This window comes from Ignavibacteriota bacterium, from assembly GCA_016707525.1.
Lineage (GTDB): Bacteria > Bacteroidota > Ignavibacteria > UBA10030 > UBA6906 > JAGDMK01.
Genome location: JADJHP010000003.1, coordinates 251252 through 271116 on the forward strand (window position 1 = coordinate 251252; position 19865 = coordinate 271116).

18 protein-coding genes and 1 tRNA gene are annotated in these 19865 nt (G+C 61.4%); 1 reads left to right on the plus strand and 18 read right to left on the minus strand.

Annotated features, from left to right (window positions below):
- Positions 1-2: 2 nt before the first annotated feature.
- From IPI01_07225 to lysW, 18 genes are all read right to left on the minus strand, one after another.
- Positions 3-1853, minus strand: coding sequence for an ABC transporter ATP-binding protein (locus IPI01_07225; GenBank protein MBK7257583.1), 1851 nt, complete (start codon positions 1851-1853; stop codon positions 3-5).
- The gene (locus IPI01_07230; GenBank protein MBK7257584.1) at positions 1850-2674 is read right to left on the minus strand and encodes a glycosyltransferase family 2 protein; all 825 of its coding nucleotides are present in this window, start codon (positions 2672-2674) and stop codon (positions 1850-1852) included. The genes IPI01_07225 and IPI01_07230 overlap by 4 nt, the downstream gene beginning before the upstream one ends.
- Before the next feature lie 4 nt (positions 2675-2678).
- A complete protein-coding gene (locus IPI01_07235) occupies positions 2679-5261 on the minus strand; it encodes a leucine--tRNA ligase (protein MBK7257585.1) in 2583 nt (860 codons plus the stop codon).
- Complete coding sequence (locus tag IPI01_07240; protein ID MBK7257586.1) at positions 5236-6207, minus strand: tyrosine-type recombinase/integrase; 972 nt, start codon at positions 6205-6207, stop codon at positions 5236-5238. Before IPI01_07240 ends, IPI01_07235 begins: the two co-directional genes overlap by 26 nt.
- Positions 6208-6305: 98 nt before the next feature.
- Complete coding sequence (locus tag IPI01_07245) at positions 6306-8042, minus strand: SpoIIE family protein phosphatase (protein MBK7257587.1); 1737 nt, start codon at positions 8040-8042, stop codon at positions 6306-6308.
- A 1-nt stretch (position 8043) separates the two neighbouring features.
- Positions 8044-8463 carry an ATP-binding protein gene (locus IPI01_07250; GenBank protein ID MBK7257588.1) on the minus strand — a complete coding sequence of 140 codons (420 nt, stop codon included), beginning with the start codon at positions 8461-8463 and terminating at the stop codon, positions 8044-8046.
- Entirely contained in the window at positions 8460-8822 is a 363-nt protein-coding gene (locus IPI01_07255; protein ID MBK7257589.1) for an STAS domain-containing protein, read from the minus strand. The genes IPI01_07250 and IPI01_07255 overlap by 4 nt, the downstream gene beginning before the upstream one ends.
- A 29-nt stretch (positions 8823-8851) precedes the next feature.
- Positions 8852-10966 (minus strand): SpoIIE family protein phosphatase, encoded by a 2115-nt coding sequence (locus IPI01_07260; protein ID MBK7257590.1) that lies wholly within the window; start codon positions 10964-10966, stop codon positions 8852-8854.
- 6 nt (positions 10967-10972) lie between these two features.
- Positions 10973-12322, minus strand: coding sequence for an MATE family efflux transporter (locus IPI01_07265; GenBank protein ID MBK7257591.1), 1350 nt, complete (start codon positions 12320-12322; stop codon positions 10973-10975).
- Between the two features lie 42 nt (positions 12323-12364).
- Complete coding sequence (locus IPI01_07270) at positions 12365-13054, minus strand: tetratricopeptide repeat protein (GenBank protein MBK7257592.1); 690 nt, start codon at positions 13052-13054, stop codon at positions 12365-12367.
- Between the two features lie 40 nt (positions 13055-13094).
- Positions 13095-13168, minus strand: a tRNA-Arg gene (locus IPI01_07275).
- A 112-nt stretch (positions 13169-13280) separates the two neighbouring features.
- A complete protein-coding gene (locus IPI01_07280) occupies positions 13281-14435 on the minus strand; it encodes an acetylornithine/succinylornithine family transaminase (GenBank protein MBK7257593.1) in 1155 nt (384 codons plus the stop codon).
- Entirely contained in the window at positions 14432-15223 is a 792-nt protein-coding gene (locus tag IPI01_07285) for an acetylglutamate kinase (protein MBK7257594.1), read from the minus strand. The genes IPI01_07280 and IPI01_07285 overlap by 4 nt, the downstream gene beginning before the upstream one ends.
- Positions 15211-15861 carry a hypothetical protein gene (locus tag IPI01_07290; protein MBK7257595.1) on the minus strand — a complete coding sequence of 217 codons (651 nt, stop codon included), beginning with the start codon at positions 15859-15861 and terminating at the stop codon, positions 15211-15213. The genes IPI01_07285 and IPI01_07290 overlap by 13 nt, the downstream gene beginning before the upstream one ends.
- 2 nt (positions 15862-15863) lie before the next feature.
- Positions 15864-16910: an N-acetyl-gamma-glutamyl-phosphate reductase gene (locus tag IPI01_07295; GenBank protein ID MBK7257596.1), complete on the minus strand. Its 1047-nt coding sequence runs from the start codon at positions 16908-16910 to the stop codon at positions 15864-15866.
- Entirely contained in the window at positions 16903-17754 is an 852-nt protein-coding gene (lysX, locus tag IPI01_07300; protein MBK7257597.1) for a lysine biosynthesis protein LysX, read from the minus strand. Before lysX ends, IPI01_07295 begins: the two co-directional genes overlap by 8 nt.
- Positions 17754-18923, minus strand: a complete 1170-nt coding sequence (locus IPI01_07305) for a 2-isopropylmalate synthase (GenBank protein MBK7257598.1) — start codon at positions 18921-18923, stop codon at positions 17754-17756. The genes lysX and IPI01_07305 overlap by 1 nt, the downstream gene beginning before the upstream one ends.
- On the minus strand, positions 18923-19096 hold the full coding sequence (gene lysW / locus IPI01_07310) for a lysine biosynthesis protein LysW (GenBank protein ID MBK7257599.1): 174 nt from the start codon (positions 19094-19096) through the stop codon (positions 18923-18925). Before lysW ends, IPI01_07305 begins: the two co-directional genes overlap by 1 nt.
- Positions 19097-19202: 106 nt before the next feature.
- On the opposite strand from lysW, the gene IPI01_07315 reads away from it, so the two are divergent.
- The gene (locus IPI01_07315; GenBank protein ID MBK7257600.1) at positions 19203-19859 is read left to right on the plus strand and encodes a hypothetical protein; all 657 of its coding nucleotides are present in this window, start codon (positions 19203-19205) and stop codon (positions 19857-19859) included.
- The last annotated feature ends 6 nt before the right edge of the window (positions 19860-19865 follow it).

Consider the following 19865-nt stretch of genomic DNA (forward strand, 5'->3'; position numbering starts at 1 on the left):
CGTTAGATCCTGAATTGCATATCGAACAGCTTCTTGTACAATCCGTCCTTTTTCTTGACGAGATCGGCGTGGCGCCCGCTTTCGACGATCCGCCCGGCCTCGACCACAATGATGCGGTCGGCATGCTGCACCGTGGACAGGCGGTGCGCGATGACGATCGATGTGCGTCCGCTCATGAGGCGTTCGATCGCCTCCTGGACGAGGATCTCCGACTCGGTGTCGAGCGCCGAGGTCGCCTCGTCAAGGATAAGGATCGGCGGGTTCTTCAGAATGGCACGGGCCAGCGCCAGCCTCTGACGTTCGCCCCCGGAGATCTTCACGCCGCGCTCGCCGATGCGCGATTCGTAGCCGTTCGGCATCTGGCTGATGAATGCATGGGCATTGGCGGCCTTCGCCGCGGCAATGATCCGCTCCAGCGGACAATCATCCAGCCCGTACGCGATGTTGTTTCGCACCGTATCATTGAACAGGATCGTCTCCTGGGTCACGATGCCGATATGCTCGCGCAGCGCACTGACCTGGATCTGGCGCAGGTCGATCCCGTCGATCTCGATCCCGCCTGCGATGGGGTCGTAGAAGCGGGGGACAAGGTCCACGATCGTGGACTTCCCCGCGCCGCTGGGACCGACGATCGCCACGACCTCACCCTTCTTGATCGTGAACGAGATGTCCGCAAGGACCGGATCGCCTTCGACATAGTGGAATGCGACCTTCTTGAACTCGATGGCATCCCTGAAGCCGTCCAGCTGCACCGGTACGGGGGGATCCTTGATGCCCGGCTCGGTGTCCAGGATCTCGAATACGCGCTTCCCTGCCGCCGTGGCTTCCTGGATGCGGTTATTCACCCCGCTGAGTTCCTTGATCGGCGGCATGAGCTGGAAGATGGCGAAGAGAAAACCGAGAAACTCACTGGCCTTCAGAGCCTCATGCTGGAGCACCTGCATACCGCCGTACCAGATGATCACGGCACCGGCCGCGGCGCTGAGAAATTCTGTGCTGGGCGATGCCAGGTTGCGGATGCGGGTGACCCGCAGGATCGTGTCGAGGTACCCCTGCCCTTCCGCGGCGAACTTCCGGTTCTCGAACCCTTCCATCCCGAATGCCTTCACCACCTTCACGCCCGAGATGGTCTCATGAAGCACGGAGGTAAGATCGGCGATGCGTTCCTGGACCAGCCCCGACTCCCGATGCACCCGCTTGCCAATGCCGGCGATGACGGCCACGGCGAGCGGGAACACGACGAACGCGATGAGCGTCAACTTCCAGCTGATGAGCAGCGTGATGGTCAGGTAGACCATGATGAGCATCGGTTCCTTGATCAGCGTCTGGAACGTCGCGGAGATGCCCGTATTGATCACCGGCACATCGTTCATGATGCGTGAGATCAGATTGCCGGTCCGTTCGTTCGAGAAGTACGCGAGCGGCAGCGCGTGAATATGCCGGTACAGCTCATTCCGGAGGTCGCGGATCAATCCCTGCTCCACCGCCATCATCAGATTGGATTGCAGGTAACTGAAGACGTTCCGGAAGAGGAACGCCACGACCACCACGATACAGATGTTGAACAGCGACTCGGCAGGGGTATCGCGAAAGACCATCTGCTGGAATCCATGCGCGATCCAGTCCTTCATGTTCGTCAACCATCCCGGGATCAGCGAAACCGCCGGAGCCGCCACGGACGGCGCCGCCTTCACGGCCGCATCCGGCTTGAAGAACAGGGTCTCCAGCAGGGGGATGATGAGGTAGATGGACATGCCGCTGAAGATCGAGAACATGATCGAGCATGCCATGGAGGCGGCCAGTTTGTACCAGTACGGCCGGAGGTACCGGAGGACCCGGCGATAGATCATCATGCGTTTTTCTTCTTGAGAACGTTGAGTTCAGCATTGGTCGTCGGCGGCAGAAGCCCGCTGCCGTCCCGCTGGCGCATCCGGTATTCCCAGAGCTTCGCATAGAGCAGCATCGCGTAATTCGCATCCAGCAGCGCCAGGACGAAGCCGTGAAAGCCGTCCTTATATCCCTTCCGTGAGAGGAACATGCGGAGGAAGTGCGAGAGCGGACTCAGGAGCACCTTGTGCCAGGGCACTTCGACCTGCGCATTGTCCTTCAACTTGTTGGACACGTGCAGGGAGGTGTACTCGTTCATCTTCTCCACGTATGCGTAGATCGTCTCATACGTGTGATGGTAGAGATACCCCTTCAACGCACCCTTCTTCCCCTTCGTGTTGAACCCGCCATGGATCTCCTGGTGCTCGGGATAATAGCTGTCCCGCCGGAAGAACCGGAACTGCACATCCGGGAACCACCCGCCGTGTTCGATCCATTGCCCGAATGCCTTCGGCTTGCGGATGAACGTGTACCCGGCGCAGTCCGTCCCGTGCCGCAGCACCTGTTCCACCTCGGCACGCAGCTCGGGCGAGATCTCCTCGTCGGCATCGATGACGAAGATCCAGTCACCCGTTGCGTAGCCGATCCCCCGCTCCACCTGCTTGCTGGTGCCGGGATACTCGTGCTGGTAGATCTTCGTGGTGTACTTCTTCGTCAGCTCGAGGGTCCTGTCCGTGCTGAACGAATCCACCACAACGATCTCGTCCGCCCAGCTCATGGACCCCAGGCACCGATCGATGTTGCGCTCCTCATTGTAGGTCACGAGGACGACCGAGAGTCGTTCCATGGGATCACCGCACCACGATGTTGACGAGTTTATTCTTCACGATGATGACACGCACCACCTGTTTCCCTTCGATGTTCCGCTTCACGACATCGTCCGCCAGGGCAGCCGCCTGCAGGGCGGCATCGTCCATTGCGACCGCGGCCTCCATCTTGGAACGGACCTTTCCGTTCACCTGGAGCACGATCTCCACGGTGGTGGTGGCGATCTTTGCGGGATCGAACACCGGCCAGGGCTCGTGGGAGAGGCTGGAGGTGTGACCGAACCGCGACCAGAGTTCTTCGGCCAGGTGCGGGGCGAACGGCGCGACCAGCAGGATGAACTGATCCAGCATGGCACGGGGGCGTTGCTCTTCCTTCATCATGTCGTTCACGAAGATCATCAACTGCGAGATCGCCGTGTTGAACCGGAGCCCCTCGATATCCTCGCCCACCTTGCGAATGGTCGTGTGGAACACGCGCTCGAGCTCGGGGGACGGCTGGACCTGTGTGATCCGGGCATCGATCGCATCCTCGTCATCGACGAACAGACGCCACACACGGTTGAGGAAGCGGAACACCCCTTCCACGCCGTTGGTGCTCCAGGGCTTCATCTCCTCCAGCGGCCCCATGAACATCTCGAACAGGCGCATGGCATCGGCGCCGTACCGGAGCACCACGTCATCCGGATTCACGACGTTGCCGCGCGACTTCGACATCTTGCGGTTATCCTCACCGAGGATGATCCCCTGGTGGCGGAGCTTCATGAACGGCTCCGCGGTGCTCACGTGGCCGAGATCGTACAGTACCTTGTGCCAGAAACGCGCATACATCAGGTGCAGGACCGCGTGCTCGGACCCGCCGACGTAGAGGTCCACGGGCATCCAGTACTTTTCCAGTTCCGGGTCACAGAATACCGTGTCATTCTCCGGATCGATGAACCGGAGGTAGTACCAGCACGACCCTGCCCATTGAGGCATGGTGTTCGTCTCACGGCGGCCTTCGAGGCCGGTCTCCGTGTCGACCACCTGCACCCAATCGGTCGCAAGCGCCAGAGGCGACTCGGTGGTCCCGCTGGGCTGGAACTTCTTCAGATCGGGGAGCAACAGCGGCAGTGCGCTCTCGGGCACGGCCTTCATCGACCCATCGGACAGATGGATGATGGGGATCGGTTCGCCCCAGTAGCGCTGGCGCGAGAAGAGCCAGTCGCGGAGCTTGAACTGCACCACCCCCTTGCCGATACCCGTCTGGACGAGCCACGAGATCATCTTCGACTTGGCTTCGGCCGTCCCGAGTCCATTCAAGGAGATCTCGGCGTTGGCGGAATTCACGGCATTCCCGTCTGCGGTGTGCGATCCCGTCTGCACATCGGCCCCGCCGGTCACGACCTCGATGATCGGCAGCGCGTACTTCTTCGCGAAGGCATGATCGCGCTCGTCGTGTGCCGGTACCGCCATGATGGCGCCGGTGCCGTACCCCATGAGGACATAGTCCGCGATCCAGACAGGGATCTGCGTGCGCGTCGCGGGGTTGGTCACGAACCCGCCGGTGAACACGCCGGTCTTGTCCTGTTCGATGTCGCGGTCACGCTCGCTCTTCCGTTTCGCCTGCTCGCGATACCCTTCTACCGCAGCCTTCTGTGCAGCCGTGGTCAGACGGTCCACGAGCGGGTGCTCGGGCGCAAGGACCATATACGTCGCCCCGAAGATGGTATCGGGGCGCGTCGTGAACACGCGCATGGAACCTTCCACACCAACGAGTGGGAAGTCCACCTCCGCACCTTCCGACCTGCCGATCCAATTGCGCTGTTGTTCCAGAGTGCTGGAGGGCCAGTCGAGCGTGCCGGCATCGCGCAACAGGCGGTCGGCATACGCGGTGATGCGCATCATCCATTGCTTCATGGGGCGCCGTTCGACCGTATACCCCTTCTCCACCCATTCGTCCACTTCTTCATTGGCGAGCACGGTACCGAGCCCTTCACACCAGTTCACCGGGATCTCGGCCACGTAGGCCAGCCGGTAGCGCGACAGCACGTCCTGCTGCTCTTTCCGCGACATCCCGTTCCACCGGGCGGCCGTGAAAGGCTCCTCGGCCGGCAGAACAGCGGAACCGTTCTTCGCGAGCGCTGCTTCGAGTTCGCTGATCGGCCGGGCGGCATCCTTCTGCGGATCGTACCATGAGTTGTAGATCGTGAGGAAGATCCACTGCGTCCACTTGTAATAGCCTGGCGCCGTCGTGTCCACTTCGCGGTCCCAATCGTAGCTCAAACCGAGCATTTTGATCTGCCGGCGAAAGGTATCGATGTTCCTCTCGGTGGTGATGCGCGGATGGATGTTCGTCTGCATCGCGTAACGCTCGGCAGGCAGGCCGAAGGCATCCCAGCCCATGGGATGCATCACATGGAAGCCGCGCATCCGTTTGTAGCGGGTGAAGATATCAGTGGCGGTATACCCTTCGGGGTGGCCAACATGCAGGCCCGCACCGGAGGGATAGGGGTACATGTCGAGGACGAACAGCTTGGGCTTCGTGGAGAGGGGTTCCGTGCGGAACGTCTTGTGATCGTCCCAGTACTGCTGCCACTTCTTTTCAATCGTGCTGAACGGGTAAGGCACCGTGATCTTCCTTTTCGCTTGTCGGTTGCTGGGGATCATTGCTGTTCTTGTACTGCAGGTACAATGCCGCCGTGGCATTGCTGCCGAGCCGGAGGCGTTGGCGGATCTCCTCCGCGGTCGCCCCCTCCTGTGCCATCAGGAGGGCCGCGGTGTGGCGTAGCGAGAACGGGGAGATCCGGCGTACCGTTCCCCCCTTCACTCCTGCCGCAGTGAGTCCGAGGTTCACCCTGTCGCGTATCCCCCGTGTCGTCATGCGCTGTCCGCGCGTACGGTTTCCTTCACTGGCAAAGAGCGGGTCCTGCGGCGAGGTACGGCCGCGCGCCGCCAGATACCGGAACAACGACTCGCGGACATCGGCGGGAAGGATGACCGCCTCGTCCTTGCTCGTCCTTCCCTTTCCCTGCACCATCAGTCGCGATGTTTCGCCTTCCGCATGGAGGTCCGCACAGTCCGCCCGCACCAGCTCGATCTCCGACAGAGCGCAACGGAGCATGAGCAGGATCATGGCCTGGTCGCGTGCCCCGCGCAGTCCGGCCGGGACAACGGCGGACATGACCGCCCGGATGTCCTCGGGGGTGAGATAGTCGCGAGAATGCGATGTAGGCCGGCTGTTCCCCCCGACAAACTTCCCGGGGTTCTCTTTCAGGACGCCGCGGTGCACGAGATGATCACAAAAACGGCGGAACGCGGTGAGATAGGTGGAGACGCTGACCGCGGAGAGCTTCTTGCGGACTTCGAGGTGACGCTTGTACTTGCGGACATCGGCGATGCGGAACCGGAAACTCCCGTCGGCCGGGAACCACCGGACGAACTCCCGCAATGCCCGTGAATAGGTGCCGCGGGTCTCGGGGGTCGCTTTCCGGAGGCTCGTCACAAAGCCATCAAAATGGCGCTCCAGCGCTTTGCGCGAGAGGCGGACGGGATGGATGACGGGATCGTCGGACATGGCCGGAGTTGTTCGTGTGCAATAACAGAAATTACGATAAATTCAGCGGAATTGCAATGAGGGGGGAAAGGAGAAGCGAACGAGAGAAAAGAAGAAGATCAGGTAGGCACGACCCGCATGACCATCATCGTGATATCGTCCGACTGCGGAGCGCCATGAGCGTGCGCGATGATGTCCTGATGGATGATGTCGATCAAACCCTGCGCCCCCCACCCTGCGGCCTTACGGATCACCGCTTCGAGGCGCTCCTCACCGTACTCCTCGCTGGCGGCATTCATCGCCTCGCTCACGCCGTCTGTGAAGAGGACCAGCACATCTCCCTCGGTCAACTCGGCGCTCCCCTCCTCATACGGCATCGTCGTCTCCATCACCCCCAGGATCATGCCACCCTTGTCCAGGCGGTCGACCGAACCGTCGGCGTGCAGGAGATACGGATGATTGTGCCCGGCATTCACATACGTGAAGACACGACGCGCATGATCAAGGCACCCCCAGAAGAACGTGACAAATCTGCTCCCGCCTGTATTCGGGCACATGAGATTGTTCACCCGGGCCGTGAGATCGGTCAGAGGCAGATCCAACGGCACCAGCGCACGGATCGTTGCCTGAATGTTCGCCATCAGCAGCGACGCGGGCGTTCCTTTCCCGGACACATCGCCGATAGCGAGGATCAACCGGTGGTCGTCCAGCGGGATCGCATCATAGTAGTCGCCGCCCACCTGCTTCGACGAAAAATTCGCCGCGGCCAGCTCGAAACCCGGCAATGCCGGGAGGATGCTGGGCAACAGCCCTTTCTGGATCTCACGGGCGATCGCAAGCTCATCCTCCATCTTCTGTTTCTCGATGGCCTGCTGGAAGAGGCGTGCGTTCTCGAGCGCAATGATCGCGAGGCTGCTCAGTGCCGACAGGAACTCGAAATCCGCGGGTGTGAACGGTTCACGGTTCAACTTCTCGCCGAGCAGGAGGACACCGCGCGTTTGGCCCTGAAGCTCCATGGGCACGGCGACCTTCAACCGGAGCGCGAGCAACACCGGCCGCGGATCGATCGCGCCGGTCACGATCATGTCTTCGATATGCACGCCGGCGTGGATCCTTGTCAATCCGGCGAGCAGTTCCGGTTGGGGTGTGGCGCCATCGATGCGGGACGCCGCGATGCGCATGTCACTCCCCTCCTTCAGGCAGATCAGGTACCTGTTCACGCCGACCTGTCCGAGGAGAGAGAACACGAGCAGGCGGACCAGTTTTTCGGGATCGAGCACTGCCCCGAATTCCTTGCCGACCTCAAAGAGAGTGTTCAGCTCCTGGATCTTGCGGTCCAGTTTCCTGTTCACGAGGCCGAGTTCCTCGATCATGTGACACTTCTCGATCGCTGTGGCCGAGATGCTGGCAAGCGAGCGGAGATACGTCTCTTCCTGCTTCTTGAGTCCGCGGTCACCCTGCCGGGCGCTGAACGCGAGGATGCCGATCGGCCTCTTCGACGCCATGAGCGGGATCAGGATGCTGAGCTCGTGCTCCGCAAAGTAGGAGGTCCAGGGATGGCGCTTCTCGCTCATGCGTCCGACATGGGCAACGGTCGATGGCAGCGTCTTGATCATGAGCTCGTTCCCCTCGAGTCCGGCCGGCAGCCCCTTGGTCATCTCCACGCGGTAGCGGCCCTCATCGTGCGCCAGGGCCACAAGCGCGCGGGTGGAGAGCAATTTCCCCATCAGCGTGAGCAGGATATGGCCGAGGATGAACCGGAGGTCGAGAGAAGCGTTGATGACGGTGCTGAACTCGAAGAGCGCGGAGTGCTCGAAGTGGCTCTCGTACGAAGAGGAAGGGGATGACGGCGGCATATCAGCGCGCGAGATACTTGGTCAGGCGGACTTCATTGCGTTTGCCGGGATCGATCTCGTATTCCACCTTGTCCATGAGGCGCTTCATGAGGTACACCCCCAGGCCGCCTTTGCGGAAATGCGAGAAATAATCTTTCATGTCGGGTGCATGGACGTCCGAGGGATCGAACCCGACCCCCGTATCGCGGATCGCCACTTCGAACGCCGTATTGTGCGGGCGGACGGTCACGGCGATGTCGCAGTCGGGTGCGAACTGGTACGCGTGTTTGATGACGTTCGTACACGCCTCGTCCACGGCGAGGGCGATCTTGTTCACATCGTCGTCCGCGAAACCGAATTCGCGGGCCGCTTCGGAAACAAAATCCCGGACGGCGATCAGTCGCTCCGTCCGGCTCTCAATATGGAGGGTCCGGGACTTCACTTCTGTGTCAGGGCATTGCCGAACTTGTTATAGGCATCCTGCTCATCGGGGGTAATCTCGTAGAGCAAGGGGAACCCGAGCAGGTCGAAGACGTTGTACACCTTGGTCGACATGTTCGAGAGTTTGATGTCGCCTTTGTTCTTCCTGACGTCCTCAATGTACGCCATGAAGACGCCGAGGCCGGCGCTGCTGATATAGGAGAGGTCCTTGCAGTTCACGATGATATTGAACCGCTGGTTCTTCAGCAGTCCCTGAAAGGCCTCTTCAAGTTTCGGAGCGGTGTGTGCGTCCAGGTACCCCTTCAGATCGAGCACCTGGATGGTCTCACGTTCCCGCTGCGCTATAGTGAATTCACTCATACTGCGTCCTCCCGTAGACAGATCGCGGATCATGACTGTGCCACCGGGCCAAGCCACCGGACGACGACAAGGGTCAGATCGTCATGTGGCGCGCCGTGGTCGATGAAGGCATCCACCGCCAGGAGGATATCATCCTTGACCCTGGCAGCCGGTCGTCCATCCGCACAGCCAGCCGCTGCACGTAACCGTTCGTAGCCGAATTCCTCTCCGTTGCGGTGAGCCTCGGTGACCCCATCCGTGTACAGCACACAGAGGTCACCCGGGCGCAGCCGGACGGTATGCTCCTCGATCGAGCCGGCGAAGATCGAATTCTCCGCCAGCCCGAGCCCCATGCCATCGGGCCTGAGATACACACCACGTTCCTCCCCGCAATGCAACAGGGGGCAATGTCCTGCGCGGGCGATCTGGAAGCATCCGGTGCGTACATCAAGGATACCATAAATTAAACTAACGAACGAGTGTTTGTCAATAGATTCCATCAATACGGTATTCGCCCGGAGCATGAATTCCCGGGGCGATTTATAGAGGGGGCTCAGGGACTGGAAGATCCCTTTGACCTCGGACATATAGAACGCCGCGGGGACACCCTTCCCCGAGACATCTCCCACGATGATCCCGAGCTCATGGTCCGAAAGGACCACATAATCGTAGTAATCCCCGCCGACCTCGAACGCGGGGGTGGACAGGGCATCCAGATCGATCCCGGGGATACGGGGCAACCGCTGCGGGAGCAGCTTCCGCTGCATATCCTGGGCCAGGGTCATTTCCTGCACCAGGCGTTCGCGCTCGATGGAGGTCCTGATGAGCCGTGAATTCTCGATCGCAATGGTCGCCTGGTCCGCGAAGGTCGAGATCAGTTCCACATCATCCTTGACGAAGCCGAATGACCCCGCCTTGGTCGCATACAGGAACCCGATCAGGCCCGTATGCGAGACCAGCGGGACGATGACGAGGGATCCGGGGTGGCCCGCATCCGCTGCAGCAGCCGCGAAGCGGGGGTCGCGCGCGACCTCATCCACCACGATCGGCTTGCGCTCCCGCCCGGCCGCCGTGCGGAGATAATGCAAGCCCGTCCCCTGCAGCTCCTCGATCTCTCCGCGCGTGATGTTCTTCATCCCGACAACCTGCCCGCCGGCGAAACCATCCACTCCCGCCATCACCGGATCCTGCTGGGCAGGAGGCAGGAGTTCGATCCACGCACTCCGGGCGCCCACCATCTGCAGGGTCATGCTCGTGACGGTCTCCATCAACTCATTGAAATCGAAGACCTGCGTCACGAGCTTGCTGAGCGTATGGATCGATGTAAGCTCCGACCTCTTCCGGTCGAATGCTTCGGCGGTCGGAAGGTGGAAGAGCGTACTGATGAATGCCATCCCGCCGTAGATCGCGCCCGTCACAAGCGAGAGCAGGACGAACTCCTGGAGCGGGTGGGAGTAGTACAACAATCCGCGCTCAAACGAGGCGTTCTCTTTGATGAGGACAGCAACGACCGAGAACATGACGAAGAGGAAGAACGTCAGGGTGAGCACGAGGAGCTTTTCGCGCTTGGTCAGATAGACGATCCACGGAAGACGGAAAGCATTGACGAGCGCGAAGCAGACCGCCAGGCCGTAGAGGACCCCGGTGACCACGCTGGAGTCGAGCGGGCGGATGAGCGCAGAGGATGCCGCGGTCCCGAGGACCAGGAGCATGAAGACAAAGAAATTCCTGCGGCCCCGCTTCGTTCTCGATGCCAGCACAAGATCCCGCAGGATCTGGAAATTCACGATCGAGAAGATGCCGGCGAACAGGCCAAACAGCGACGCCATGAAGAGTGAGGGGTAATCCAACGGCAGCAGCCCCAGGTCCTTTGCATCAAAGCCGTCGCCGGGAAGGAGCCCGAGAAGAAGCATGACCACCAGGAAGACACCGAGAGAGATCAGCTGGATGCCGAGCCAGCGGACAGGGCGGATGGAGGCGCGTTCCGGGAACAGCGGACGGAGTGCCATGAAGATGAGGATGAAAGCCCCCACCGCGGCGAGCTCGCGCAACGCCAGCAGTCCGCCCATCTGCAACTCCACGTTCTTGCGGAAGATATCCGCCGAGAACTTCAGAAGAAGCAGAACGAAGGCGCCAACAACAAAGAGGACCCGCCGGAACTTCATGGTTGCTTACACTCGTATGTGAAGCCACGTCCCGCGACGATACTTCGCGTAGACCAACAGGCTATAGGCGATGATATATGCCGGCAGGGCCAGCCAGGCACCCACCAGTCCCGCACCCAGAACAACCCCGAGAACATACGACGCCGGGAGGAAGATCACCCAGTGCGTCAGTACTTCCACCCACATCACGTAGACGGTGGCACCTGCAGCCTGGAGCGCGTGGGCAAGCACGATCCCCGATGCATAGAACATCTGTGCGGCACCTGCGATCTGCAGCACCGGACGCGCGATCGCGGTCACTTCGGGATCGTTGGTGATGATGCTGATCACCGCTTCGGGGATCAGGATGAACAGCAGGCCGAGCAGGATCGTGAAGTAGGTGGCGAGACGGGCCGCCTCGAGGCCGTACCGGTGCGCCAGCGTGTACTCGTGATTTCCCAGGCTCTGACCGACCAGGGTCTGCGCTCCCATGCCGAAACCGAAGCAGGGGAGGAACGACATGAACAGGGCGGAGATCACCACCTGTGTCGCGGCCTGTTCCGTCGTCCCGATATACCCGGCGATCGCAGCAAAGACAAGGAATCCGAGAAGGATCAGGATATTCTGGAACGACACCGGGAGCGAGATACGGACGATCTGGTTCAGGACATCGCCCCGGAGGCTGAACTTGGAGTAGTACTTGTAGGTTTTTCGGTATTCCGGCAGAAAAGTTGCACCGATAAAGAACAACCAACCCACAACATTCGAGAGCGCGACCGCCAGACCGGCTCCCGTCAACCCCATTGCAGCGATCCCGAATCCGCCGAAGATCAGGATATAATTGAAGACGATATTCGACACGTTGATGATGATGGCGGAGTACAGGAAGACCTTGGTATGCCCTATCCCATTGAAGAATCCGCGATAGGAGACCACGAACAGGAAGAACCCGATCCCGATGAACCGCCACTGCATGTACCCGGTCCCCGCCTTCGCGACATCGGGATTCGCCGCGAAGAAATCGATGAAATCGTAGGCGAACATGTAGCCCGGCAGGCCGACAAGGAGTCCGATGAACAACGAGAGGAGGAGCGAGTTGTTGAGCACGTCCCCTGCCCCGACATGCTGACGGGAACCGGAACGGCGTGCGACGAGGACGTGTGTGCCTGTGGCGAGACTGGAGAACGCGCTGGTGATGGCCCACGCGGCGAGCGAAGCGAGGGCCATGGCGGCAAGGACGATATTGGCCCCGGTGAGCCGGCCGACCATGGCCGTTTCGGTCACGGTAACGACCATCTGCATCGACAGGCCAGCGACCGCCGGAGTCGAGATCTTGAGAACGGTGCGGGTAAGCGCCCTGTCAGGGAGAAGCCCCATGCACTCCTTCCGTTGGCCCCGCCTCTCGCCGGGAGCGAGGGGTTACAGCGACAACTGGGCGATGAACCTGTCTGCTTCGCGACCGTAGGTGGTCGTCGGGTAACTCTTCTTGATGCGCTTCAGGATGTCGACGGCACGTTCTTTGTCGCCCGCCAACGCGAAATTCCGTGCGGCGTTGTTCAAATTCTCGGCGGCCGTGCCTTCCGTGACATCTTCACCCGCGGCCTTCTCGAAATACCGGGCCGCATCGGCGAACTGTCCGAGGGCCTCGTGGGATGCTGCGATGCCGGCAAGGCGCGACGACTCGACCAGTGCCTCGGACGCATCGCACGACTCGAATGCTTCAAGCGCTTCCGCGTACTTGCCGAGCTGGAAGTAGGCATCGGCAAGATAGAACCCCGCCAGATCGCCACCCCTGGTGCCGCTGTGGTTGTCCACGATCTCTTTGAGGCCACGGATGTTCTGTGCCGGCACGCCGTCGATCGCCTGCTGGTACTGTCCGGCATCATACACCGCATGGACCGCAGCCAACTGTGTCAGCGCCTGCTCGTTGCTGTCCGCACGGTTCTTGAGAAAGATCACCAGGGCAACGATCACAACGACGAACGCCGTGATCCCGATGCTGATCTGCTTCTTGTACTGGTCGTAGAAGCCCGTGACCTGCATGTAGGTGGTGAGGAGCGAATCCTGTTTCAGTTCGCGCTTCGAGATCTTCTTCTTCGGTTTGAGCATACGATCCTATCGTAACGGATTGCAGATGGGGAAAAACCTGTGCGCCTGTCGGGAGTCGAACCCGAAACCTTTGGCTCCGGAGGCCAACACTCTATCCAATTGAGCTACAGGCGCATGGGGCGTGCATGCTGCTGCACCGCCGTTCGCATATGCCGGAATGGCTGTGCACATCAATGTACGAAATCGCCCTCCCAATTGCAAGAATTCGGGCACAAAACAGCAGGATTCAGGCGGTAAGAACATCCCGGACCGCAGCAGCCACCTGGTCGAGCTCGACATGGCCAATGGTCAACGGGGGAAGGAGACGCACGACCGTAGGCCCTGCCGGCATGGCAAGCACACCGGCGGTCTGCAACTTCTCAATGAACGGTTTGGCCTTTTCGCGCAGGTCGATCCCCACCATGAGGCCGAGCCGGCGCACCTCGCGGACCCGCGGGGATGCGATGCGGCCGAGCTGCACCCCGAGATACTCCCCCTTCTGCGCCGCGGCATCGACCAGGCCCGTCTCCAGTATGAATTCCAGGGTCGCACGAGCAGCCGCACAGCATACCGGATTCCCGCCAAAGGTCGTCCCATGCAGCCCCGGCGTTACCGTTATGTGGCCCGAACATAACACCGCCCCCATCGGCAACCCGCCCGCCATGGACTTGGCCAGACAGACCATGTCCGGCTCCAGCCCGGCGTGCTCGAACGCAAACATTCTCCCCGTCCGGCCGAACCCTGTCTGCACTTCGTCCACGATCAGCAACGCACCATGCTCACGGCACACCCGCTGAACGGTCGCAAGAAATTCCTGTGTCCCGATGTGCACTCCCCCTTCACCCTGGACCACCTCCAGGATCACCGCGGCGGTCGCGTCGGTGACGGCTGTGGCGATCGCGGCAGGATCATTGTACGGAACGAACGTTACGCCCGTTGGGAGCGGGCCAACGTTCTCACGGTACACCGGATTATGCGTGGTACTCAGCGCCCCAAGGGTCCGGCCGTGGAATGCACGGAAAGTGCTCACAACCTCCGTCCGTCCGCTCGCATGGCGTGCGAATTTGATCGCCGCTTCGACCGCCTCTGCGCCCGAATTGCACAGGAACGCGCGCTCGAGGGGAGAAGGAGCGATGCCGAGGAGGAGATCGAGATATGACGCACGTACATCGTTGAAGAACACATTGCTGCACGCCGTGAATTGCAGTGCCTGGGTGGCCACGGCAGCGGCCACACGCGGATTCGCATGCCCGATGTTCGCCGAACCATGCCCTGCCACACAATCAATGTATCGGTTCCCCCTGTCGTCCCACACCACGGCGTTCTCTCCGCGCACCAGCGTCAGGCCACGACGCGCATACACCCCGAGTGAACAACGCTCCTCAGCGATGGCTGTACTCATGCGATGGTCGTCCCCCTCCCCGCGAGGGCATCGGCCAGCGGATGCGCTGTCCGGCCATCCGCCAGGATGACCCGGGTTGGATACTCTTCCATGATCCTGTTGATCGCGTGCAATTTACGTTTGATGCGCCCCGTGGACCGCTCTTCCCATTGCTTCACGTCGGAACGGGACATGGCGGGTATGACCGATCCCGGGTCTGCCGGATCCGCGAGAAAGCCGGGTGCTTCGAGCAGGCTCACGACGGTGGAGGCATGGAGTTCCCGGTGCAGTACGGCGGTGATGTCATCGTTGTCTGCACTGATCGCAATGCCCTGCTCGTCGCAGATCGGAACGGTCAGGACCGGCGTGTAGCCGTTCTCCAGGAGAAGCTTCACCAGAGCGCCATTGATCCCTTGCGGCTTGCCGGAGAGATCGCGGCGAAGCAGGATCTTTTCGCCCTGGCGGACCTGGATCCCGGGGTTGCGCTTCCCCTGGATCAACCGCCCATCGAGGCCGGTCAGACCGAGCGCAGCGACCTTCCGCCGCTGCAACGCTTCGACGATGCGCTTGTTCCGGAGGCCGGCATATACCATGAGCATAACGTCCATCGTCGACTCTGTAGCGAGGACACTGTCGTATCCCCGCACGGACGTCACGACCTCACGGGCAATGCCAAGCCGGTCAGCGAGATCATCCCGCCATGCATTCGCACCATGAACGATGACCGCGGGCCCGGTCGTGCCGGCCAGGTCATCGGCGATCCCTTCGATGTTGATGCCGGCGCCACCGCCGATCTTCAGAAGAAGCATGGAACTATCTCCACATGGTCCTGTTGCATCGGGGCCCAGCGAGGATCCCCGTCGTCATACGGAGCAGAACAGATCGCCAGAGCATCGTCTGTCCGATGGTGATGCAATGTGAAATACGCAGCCTCCCCGGCGAACAATGAATGCACGATCACGGCCGTGCGGTCAGCAATGATGAAGTTGCATGCCCGGATATTCGTTGTCCTGCTCTTGAGTATCCCGAGGGCATGGGAGACCGCCTCAGGAGTGTGGGAAGCGGCCGGCCGGCGGAGGAACCGGAAGAGCCGCTCCGCGCCGGTCCGCCCGTCCACAGGCAGGCGGACCCCCTGAAGCTCGCCGTTGAAGATGAACGCCTGCTGGCCGTCGATGAACGGCATATTGTTCTCCACCACGATCCCCTCGTCGCGGAAAGCACTCCGCGCGTGCGCCAGAAGGACTCGCACGTCGCCGACGGGGCGCGACCCATCATCCCAGATGGGTGTGACGGAGCGATAGCGCTCCCACTCCCCATCGCGCAGTACGCTGTACCCCCAACCGTGGCCCTGATACTCGGGGCTGGACGTGCACACGCGGGTGAAGGCGTCCAGATGGTAGCGCACGTCGATCGGCGTGCGCGCGATGACCGCGAGCAATCGGCACATGGTCACACCGGATGAAGGCCGGTGAATTCCAATCCGGCGGTCTCCGGAAACCCGTGCATGAGGTTCATGCACTGGACCGCCTGGCCGCCGCTCCCCTTCACCAGATTGTCGATGGCTGCCAGGACCACCACCCGCCCGGTGTCCATATCCACATCAAACCCAATATCACAATAGTTCGTCCCCCAGAGAAGTTTTGGCTCGGGATACCGGTGTATGCCGTCTTTCATCTTGACCAGCCGTATGAACGGCTCTTTGCCGTACGCCGCACGATAGATCTTCCAGAGATCGATCTCCTCCAGACGGCGTGACGGAAAGACATGGGCGGTCACGAGCAATCCGCGGACGATATCCACCGCCGTCGCGGAAAAATGCAGATGATCGTCCGGCGCAAGGCCGAGTTCCTGGCGCAATTCCGCCTGGTGCCGATGGCCCGTTGGCTTATACGACCGGATCACTCCGGCACGCTCCGGATGATGCGATGCAGCGGACGGCACGCCACCGCCTTCGCTGGAGCTCACCTTCACATCCACCACCGTTCGTCCCGGTTGCACCAGGCCCGCGGCGTAGAGCGGGCGCAGGCCGAGGATCGACGCTGTGGCGTTGCATCCCGCCGTGGCCACATAACGCGCACTGACGATCTCCGCCCGATGGAGTTCCGGGATGCCATAGACGAACTCCTGAAGGAGCGCAGGCGCAGGGTGCGGGCCACCGTACCACTTCTCGTACGCCGCGGGATCCTTCAAGCGGAAATCCGCGCTCAGATCGATGATCCGCGGGGCGAGCTGCGCGAACGTGTCGAACTGCCGGGCAGTCGTTCCGTGAGGGAGGCACAGGAACAGGACGTCACATGCCGAAAGTGTGGAGAGCGACGTGAACCGCAGTTCCGTCCGTCCGCGCAGGTTCGGGTGTGCCAGCACCACCGGCTTCCCCGCAAGGCGTTCCGATGTCGCCTGGAGAACATCGACGGAGGGATGACCGAGGAGGATGCGGAGGAGTTCGCCGCCGGTGTATCCCGAGGCGCCGACGACCGCTGTGCGGACCCTATCCATGCTGTTCCCTTCCCACCTTCACCACATGCTCGGCGATCAGGCGCGGGATATCCACACCGGTCGGGGCGATGCTGTTCTTAAACTCCATCGTGTAGTTGATCTCGTTGATCTGATACCCTGACCCGGTCTCAAAGATATCGAGCGCCACGACGTCCCCGCCAACGGCACGTGCACCGCGTACCGAGAGATCGGCGAGTGCCGCATCGACCGGACACTCCGTCGCCATGCCGCCGCGGGCCGTATTCGTTATCCAGTGCGGTGATGTGCGGTAGATCGCCGCCACACACCGGTCCCCGATGACGAAGCTGCGGATATCGCGTCCCTGTTTCTCGACATACTTCTGGATGTAGAAGATCGAGTGGTGGTAGCTGCCGAGGGTGGTCTTGTGTTCCAGCAACGCTTCTGCGGCGTCACGGTCGTTGACCTTCGCGAGCAACCTTCCCCACGAACCGACAGCGGGCTTGAGAACGACCGGGTATCCCATCTCTTCGATCGCCGCAAGGGCCGACTCTTCCGTAAAGGCGACGCGGACCTCCGGTTGCGGGAGCTTGTTCTCCGCAAGGACGATCGACGTCAGCAACTTGTCGCCGCAGGTCCACGCCGCGTGCGACGAATTCACGCACCGGACACCCTGACTCTCGAAGATCCTCAATGCGTGGAGTGCGCGGGAATGATTGATGCACCGTTCGATCACGACGTCATAGGGCCGGTCACCCGCGCCAAGGGTGAAGCGGATATCCCTGTCGTCGATGGGGATCACGTCCACATCCTGCCAGGCCTGGAACGCATCCAGCAGCAATTTCTCGTCCTTCCGGAGGACGGAATGCAGGAATCCGATACGGATCATGGGATCGACTCCATCGCGGCAACGGGGGTGGGATGTCGGAGGGCATTGACCAATAACGACAATTCATGGAGGTCCACCGTGCGCCCGGTCTGACCGATCTGCTTCACCCGGTGCAGGAGCACGCGCTCGAGGTCATCATCCACCTGTTCACCGATCTCGGTGAGGCAGGCGCGGATCGAGGAAAGTCCGGACATGTGGTCCAGAGCGATCTCCGACCGGCGACCGACCAGCTCCGGTGGCAGACTCTGGTAGTGCCTGGGGTCGCGCACAGCCGCCTGGGTATGGATACCGGCGCAATGCTTGAAGGCGTTCGCGCCCATCACCGGGAGTGTTGCGGGGATGGGGACCCCTGCGAACCTGCTGACGAGTTCATACAATTCCGGCAGGAGCGCGAGGTTCCAGTGCGGCCCTTCATGGTAGTCGAACCGCAAGACCGTGAGAAGCGTGGCCAGATCCACGATGCCTGCGCGTTCGCCAAGGCCGAGCACCGATGCGTCGATGATCGTCGCTCCCCCCCGGTACGCATCGAGTGCATTTGCCAGCGCAAGGCCCCGGTCGTTGTGGCAATGAACGGCGATCCGCGGATGGAGATCCTTCGCGGCAAGGCCTTCGCGGAGGTTACGGACATAGTCGTACATGTTCCGGGGGGTTCCCGGGATCATGTACCCGGTCGTGTCCGCGATGCTGATGATATCCGCACCGGCCTCGACCGCAGCAGCGGCGGCCCGGAGGACGTTCGCAAACGGACTCCGGACGGCATCCTCGGGTGTATAGCGGATGAGGAGATCGCTGTTGCGCTGACGTGCATAGCGGATCGTGGCACAGATCTGGTCGATGGCGTCGCCGAGGGTCCGCCTGTTCCCCTCCAGCCGTTCATCCGAGACGCAGTAGAATACGCCGAGGAACGACACGCCGCATTCGAGTGCCAGTTCAACATCGGTCTCGAGGGAACGCGCATGAGCGCCGATCCGCGGGCGCAGGCCGCGGTGGGCCAGCTGCCGGACGGCATCGCGGATCTGTTCGGTCACGGCCGGGTGGCCGGCCTCGACGATATCGACGCCGATGCGTGACAGGAGGTCCGCAACGGCGAGCTTGATATGCGTATCGAAATAGACCCCCGGCGTCTGTTCCCCCTCACGCAGGGTGGTATCGAGAATGGTGATCATCATTCACCCCAGTCTTCTTGTTCCTGGGGGGCTTCGGCAAGCTGCAGGGGATCGAGCGACCGCACCTCGAGCATGCACGAGCAGGAATCACACACCACGAGTTCCGAGACGATGGTGGCACCCTGCAGGTGCACCTCGGCATCGCACACGGGACAGACGGGGACAGTGGCCATGGTACACTCCTTTGCTGTGAATGCACCAGGATACGGCCCGGGGAGCGGAGAGTCAAAAAAACGCTCTGCCTTTGACTATTTTATGACACAATGTTATATTTAAGACATGCGTACGATCGCTGCAGCCGTTGAACAGGTGGTCCACGAATCCCCGGTGCTGGAAGAATGTCTCGCCGCCGGACTCCTGAATCTCTCCGCCGTCGCCCGTACCATCCGTCCGCGCGTGGAAAAGGAATGCATGAAGAAGGCCGGGACCGCCGCGCTGGTGATGGCGCTCCGGCGCCTTGCGCCACACCTCCGCCACCGTGCGGGCGATCCGCGCGGGATCCTCCGGCTGGTGCGCGACCTGACCGTGCGTTCGAACATCACGGAGTTCACATTCCGGAATTCCGACACCATCCTGCAGTGCCAGGTGCGGCTCATCGACCGGGTGAGAAAGCAGGGCGACCACTTCATCACCTGCACGCAGGGCGTTCATGAGATGACGGTGATGGTGCAGGAAGACCTGGAGGGAATGGTGGAGAAGGTCTTCCACGGAGAGAAGCGGGTGTCGCGTGTGCGGAACCTCGCTGCACTCGGAATCCACCTGACACCCAAAGTGGTGGAGGTCCCGGGTGTGTACTACGCGATACTCAAGCAGCTGACCTGGGCGGGGATCAACGTCGTCGAAGTGGTCTCAACGATGACGGAGCTCACACTTCTCCTGGAAAAGAAGAATGTCGAGAAGGCCTTTCTCGTCCTGAGGCAACATCTGTGGCCCTGACCGGCC

Excerpts from the sequence above, each read along its gene's own strand:
- IPI01_07225 (MBK7257583.1), bottom strand. The coding sequence starts at position 1,853 with ATGATGATCTATCGCCGGGTCCTCCGGTACCTCCGGCCGTACTGGTAC.
- IPI01_07230 (MBK7257584.1), bottom strand. The coding sequence starts at position 2,674 with ATGGAACGACTCTCGGTCGTCCTCGTGACCTACAATGAGGAGCGCAAC.
- IPI01_07240 (MBK7257586.1), bottom strand. The coding sequence starts at position 6,207 with ATGTCCGACGATCCCGTCATCCATCCCGTCCGCCTCTCGCGCAAAGCG.
- IPI01_07245 (MBK7257587.1), bottom strand. The coding sequence starts at position 8,042 with ATGCCGCCGTCATCCCCTTCCTCTTCGTACGAGAGCCACTTCGAGCAC.
- IPI01_07255 (MBK7257589.1), bottom strand. The coding sequence starts at position 8,822 with ATGAGTGAATTCACTATAGCGCAGCGGGAACGTGAGACCATCCAGGTG.
- IPI01_07260 (MBK7257590.1), bottom strand. The coding sequence starts at position 10,966 with ATGAAGTTCCGGCGGGTCCTCTTTGTTGTTGGCGCCTTCGTTCTGCTT.
- IPI01_07265 (MBK7257591.1), bottom strand. The coding sequence starts at position 12,322 with ATGGGGCTTCTCCCTGACAGGGCGCTTACCCGCACCGTTCTCAAGATC.
- IPI01_07270 (MBK7257592.1), bottom strand. The coding sequence starts at position 13,054 with ATGCTCAAACCGAAGAAGAAGATCTCGAAGCGCGAACTGAAACAGGAT.
- IPI01_07280 (MBK7257593.1), bottom strand. The coding sequence starts at position 14,435 with ATGAGTACAGCCATCGCTGAGGAGCGTTGTTCACTCGGGGTGTATGCG.
- IPI01_07285 (MBK7257594.1), bottom strand. The coding sequence starts at position 15,223 with ATGCTTCTTCTGAAGATCGGCGGTGGCGCCGGCATCAACATCGAAGGG.
- IPI01_07290 (MBK7257595.1), bottom strand. The coding sequence starts at position 15,861 with ATGTGCCGATTGCTCGCGGTCATCGCGCGCACGCCGATCGACGTGCGC.
- IPI01_07295 (MBK7257596.1), bottom strand. The coding sequence starts at position 16,910 with ATGGATAGGGTCCGCACAGCGGTCGTCGGCGCCTCGGGATACACCGGC.
- IPI01_07305 (MBK7257598.1), bottom strand. The coding sequence starts at position 18,923 with ATGATCACCATTCTCGATACCACCCTGCGTGAGGGGGAACAGACGCCG.
- lysW (MBK7257599.1), bottom strand. The coding sequence starts at position 19,096 with ATGGCCACTGTCCCCGTCTGTCCCGTGTGCGATGCCGAGGTGCACCTG.
- IPI01_07315 (MBK7257600.1), top strand. The coding sequence starts at position 19,203 with ATGCGTACGATCGCTGCAGCCGTTGAACAGGTGGTCCACGAATCCCCG.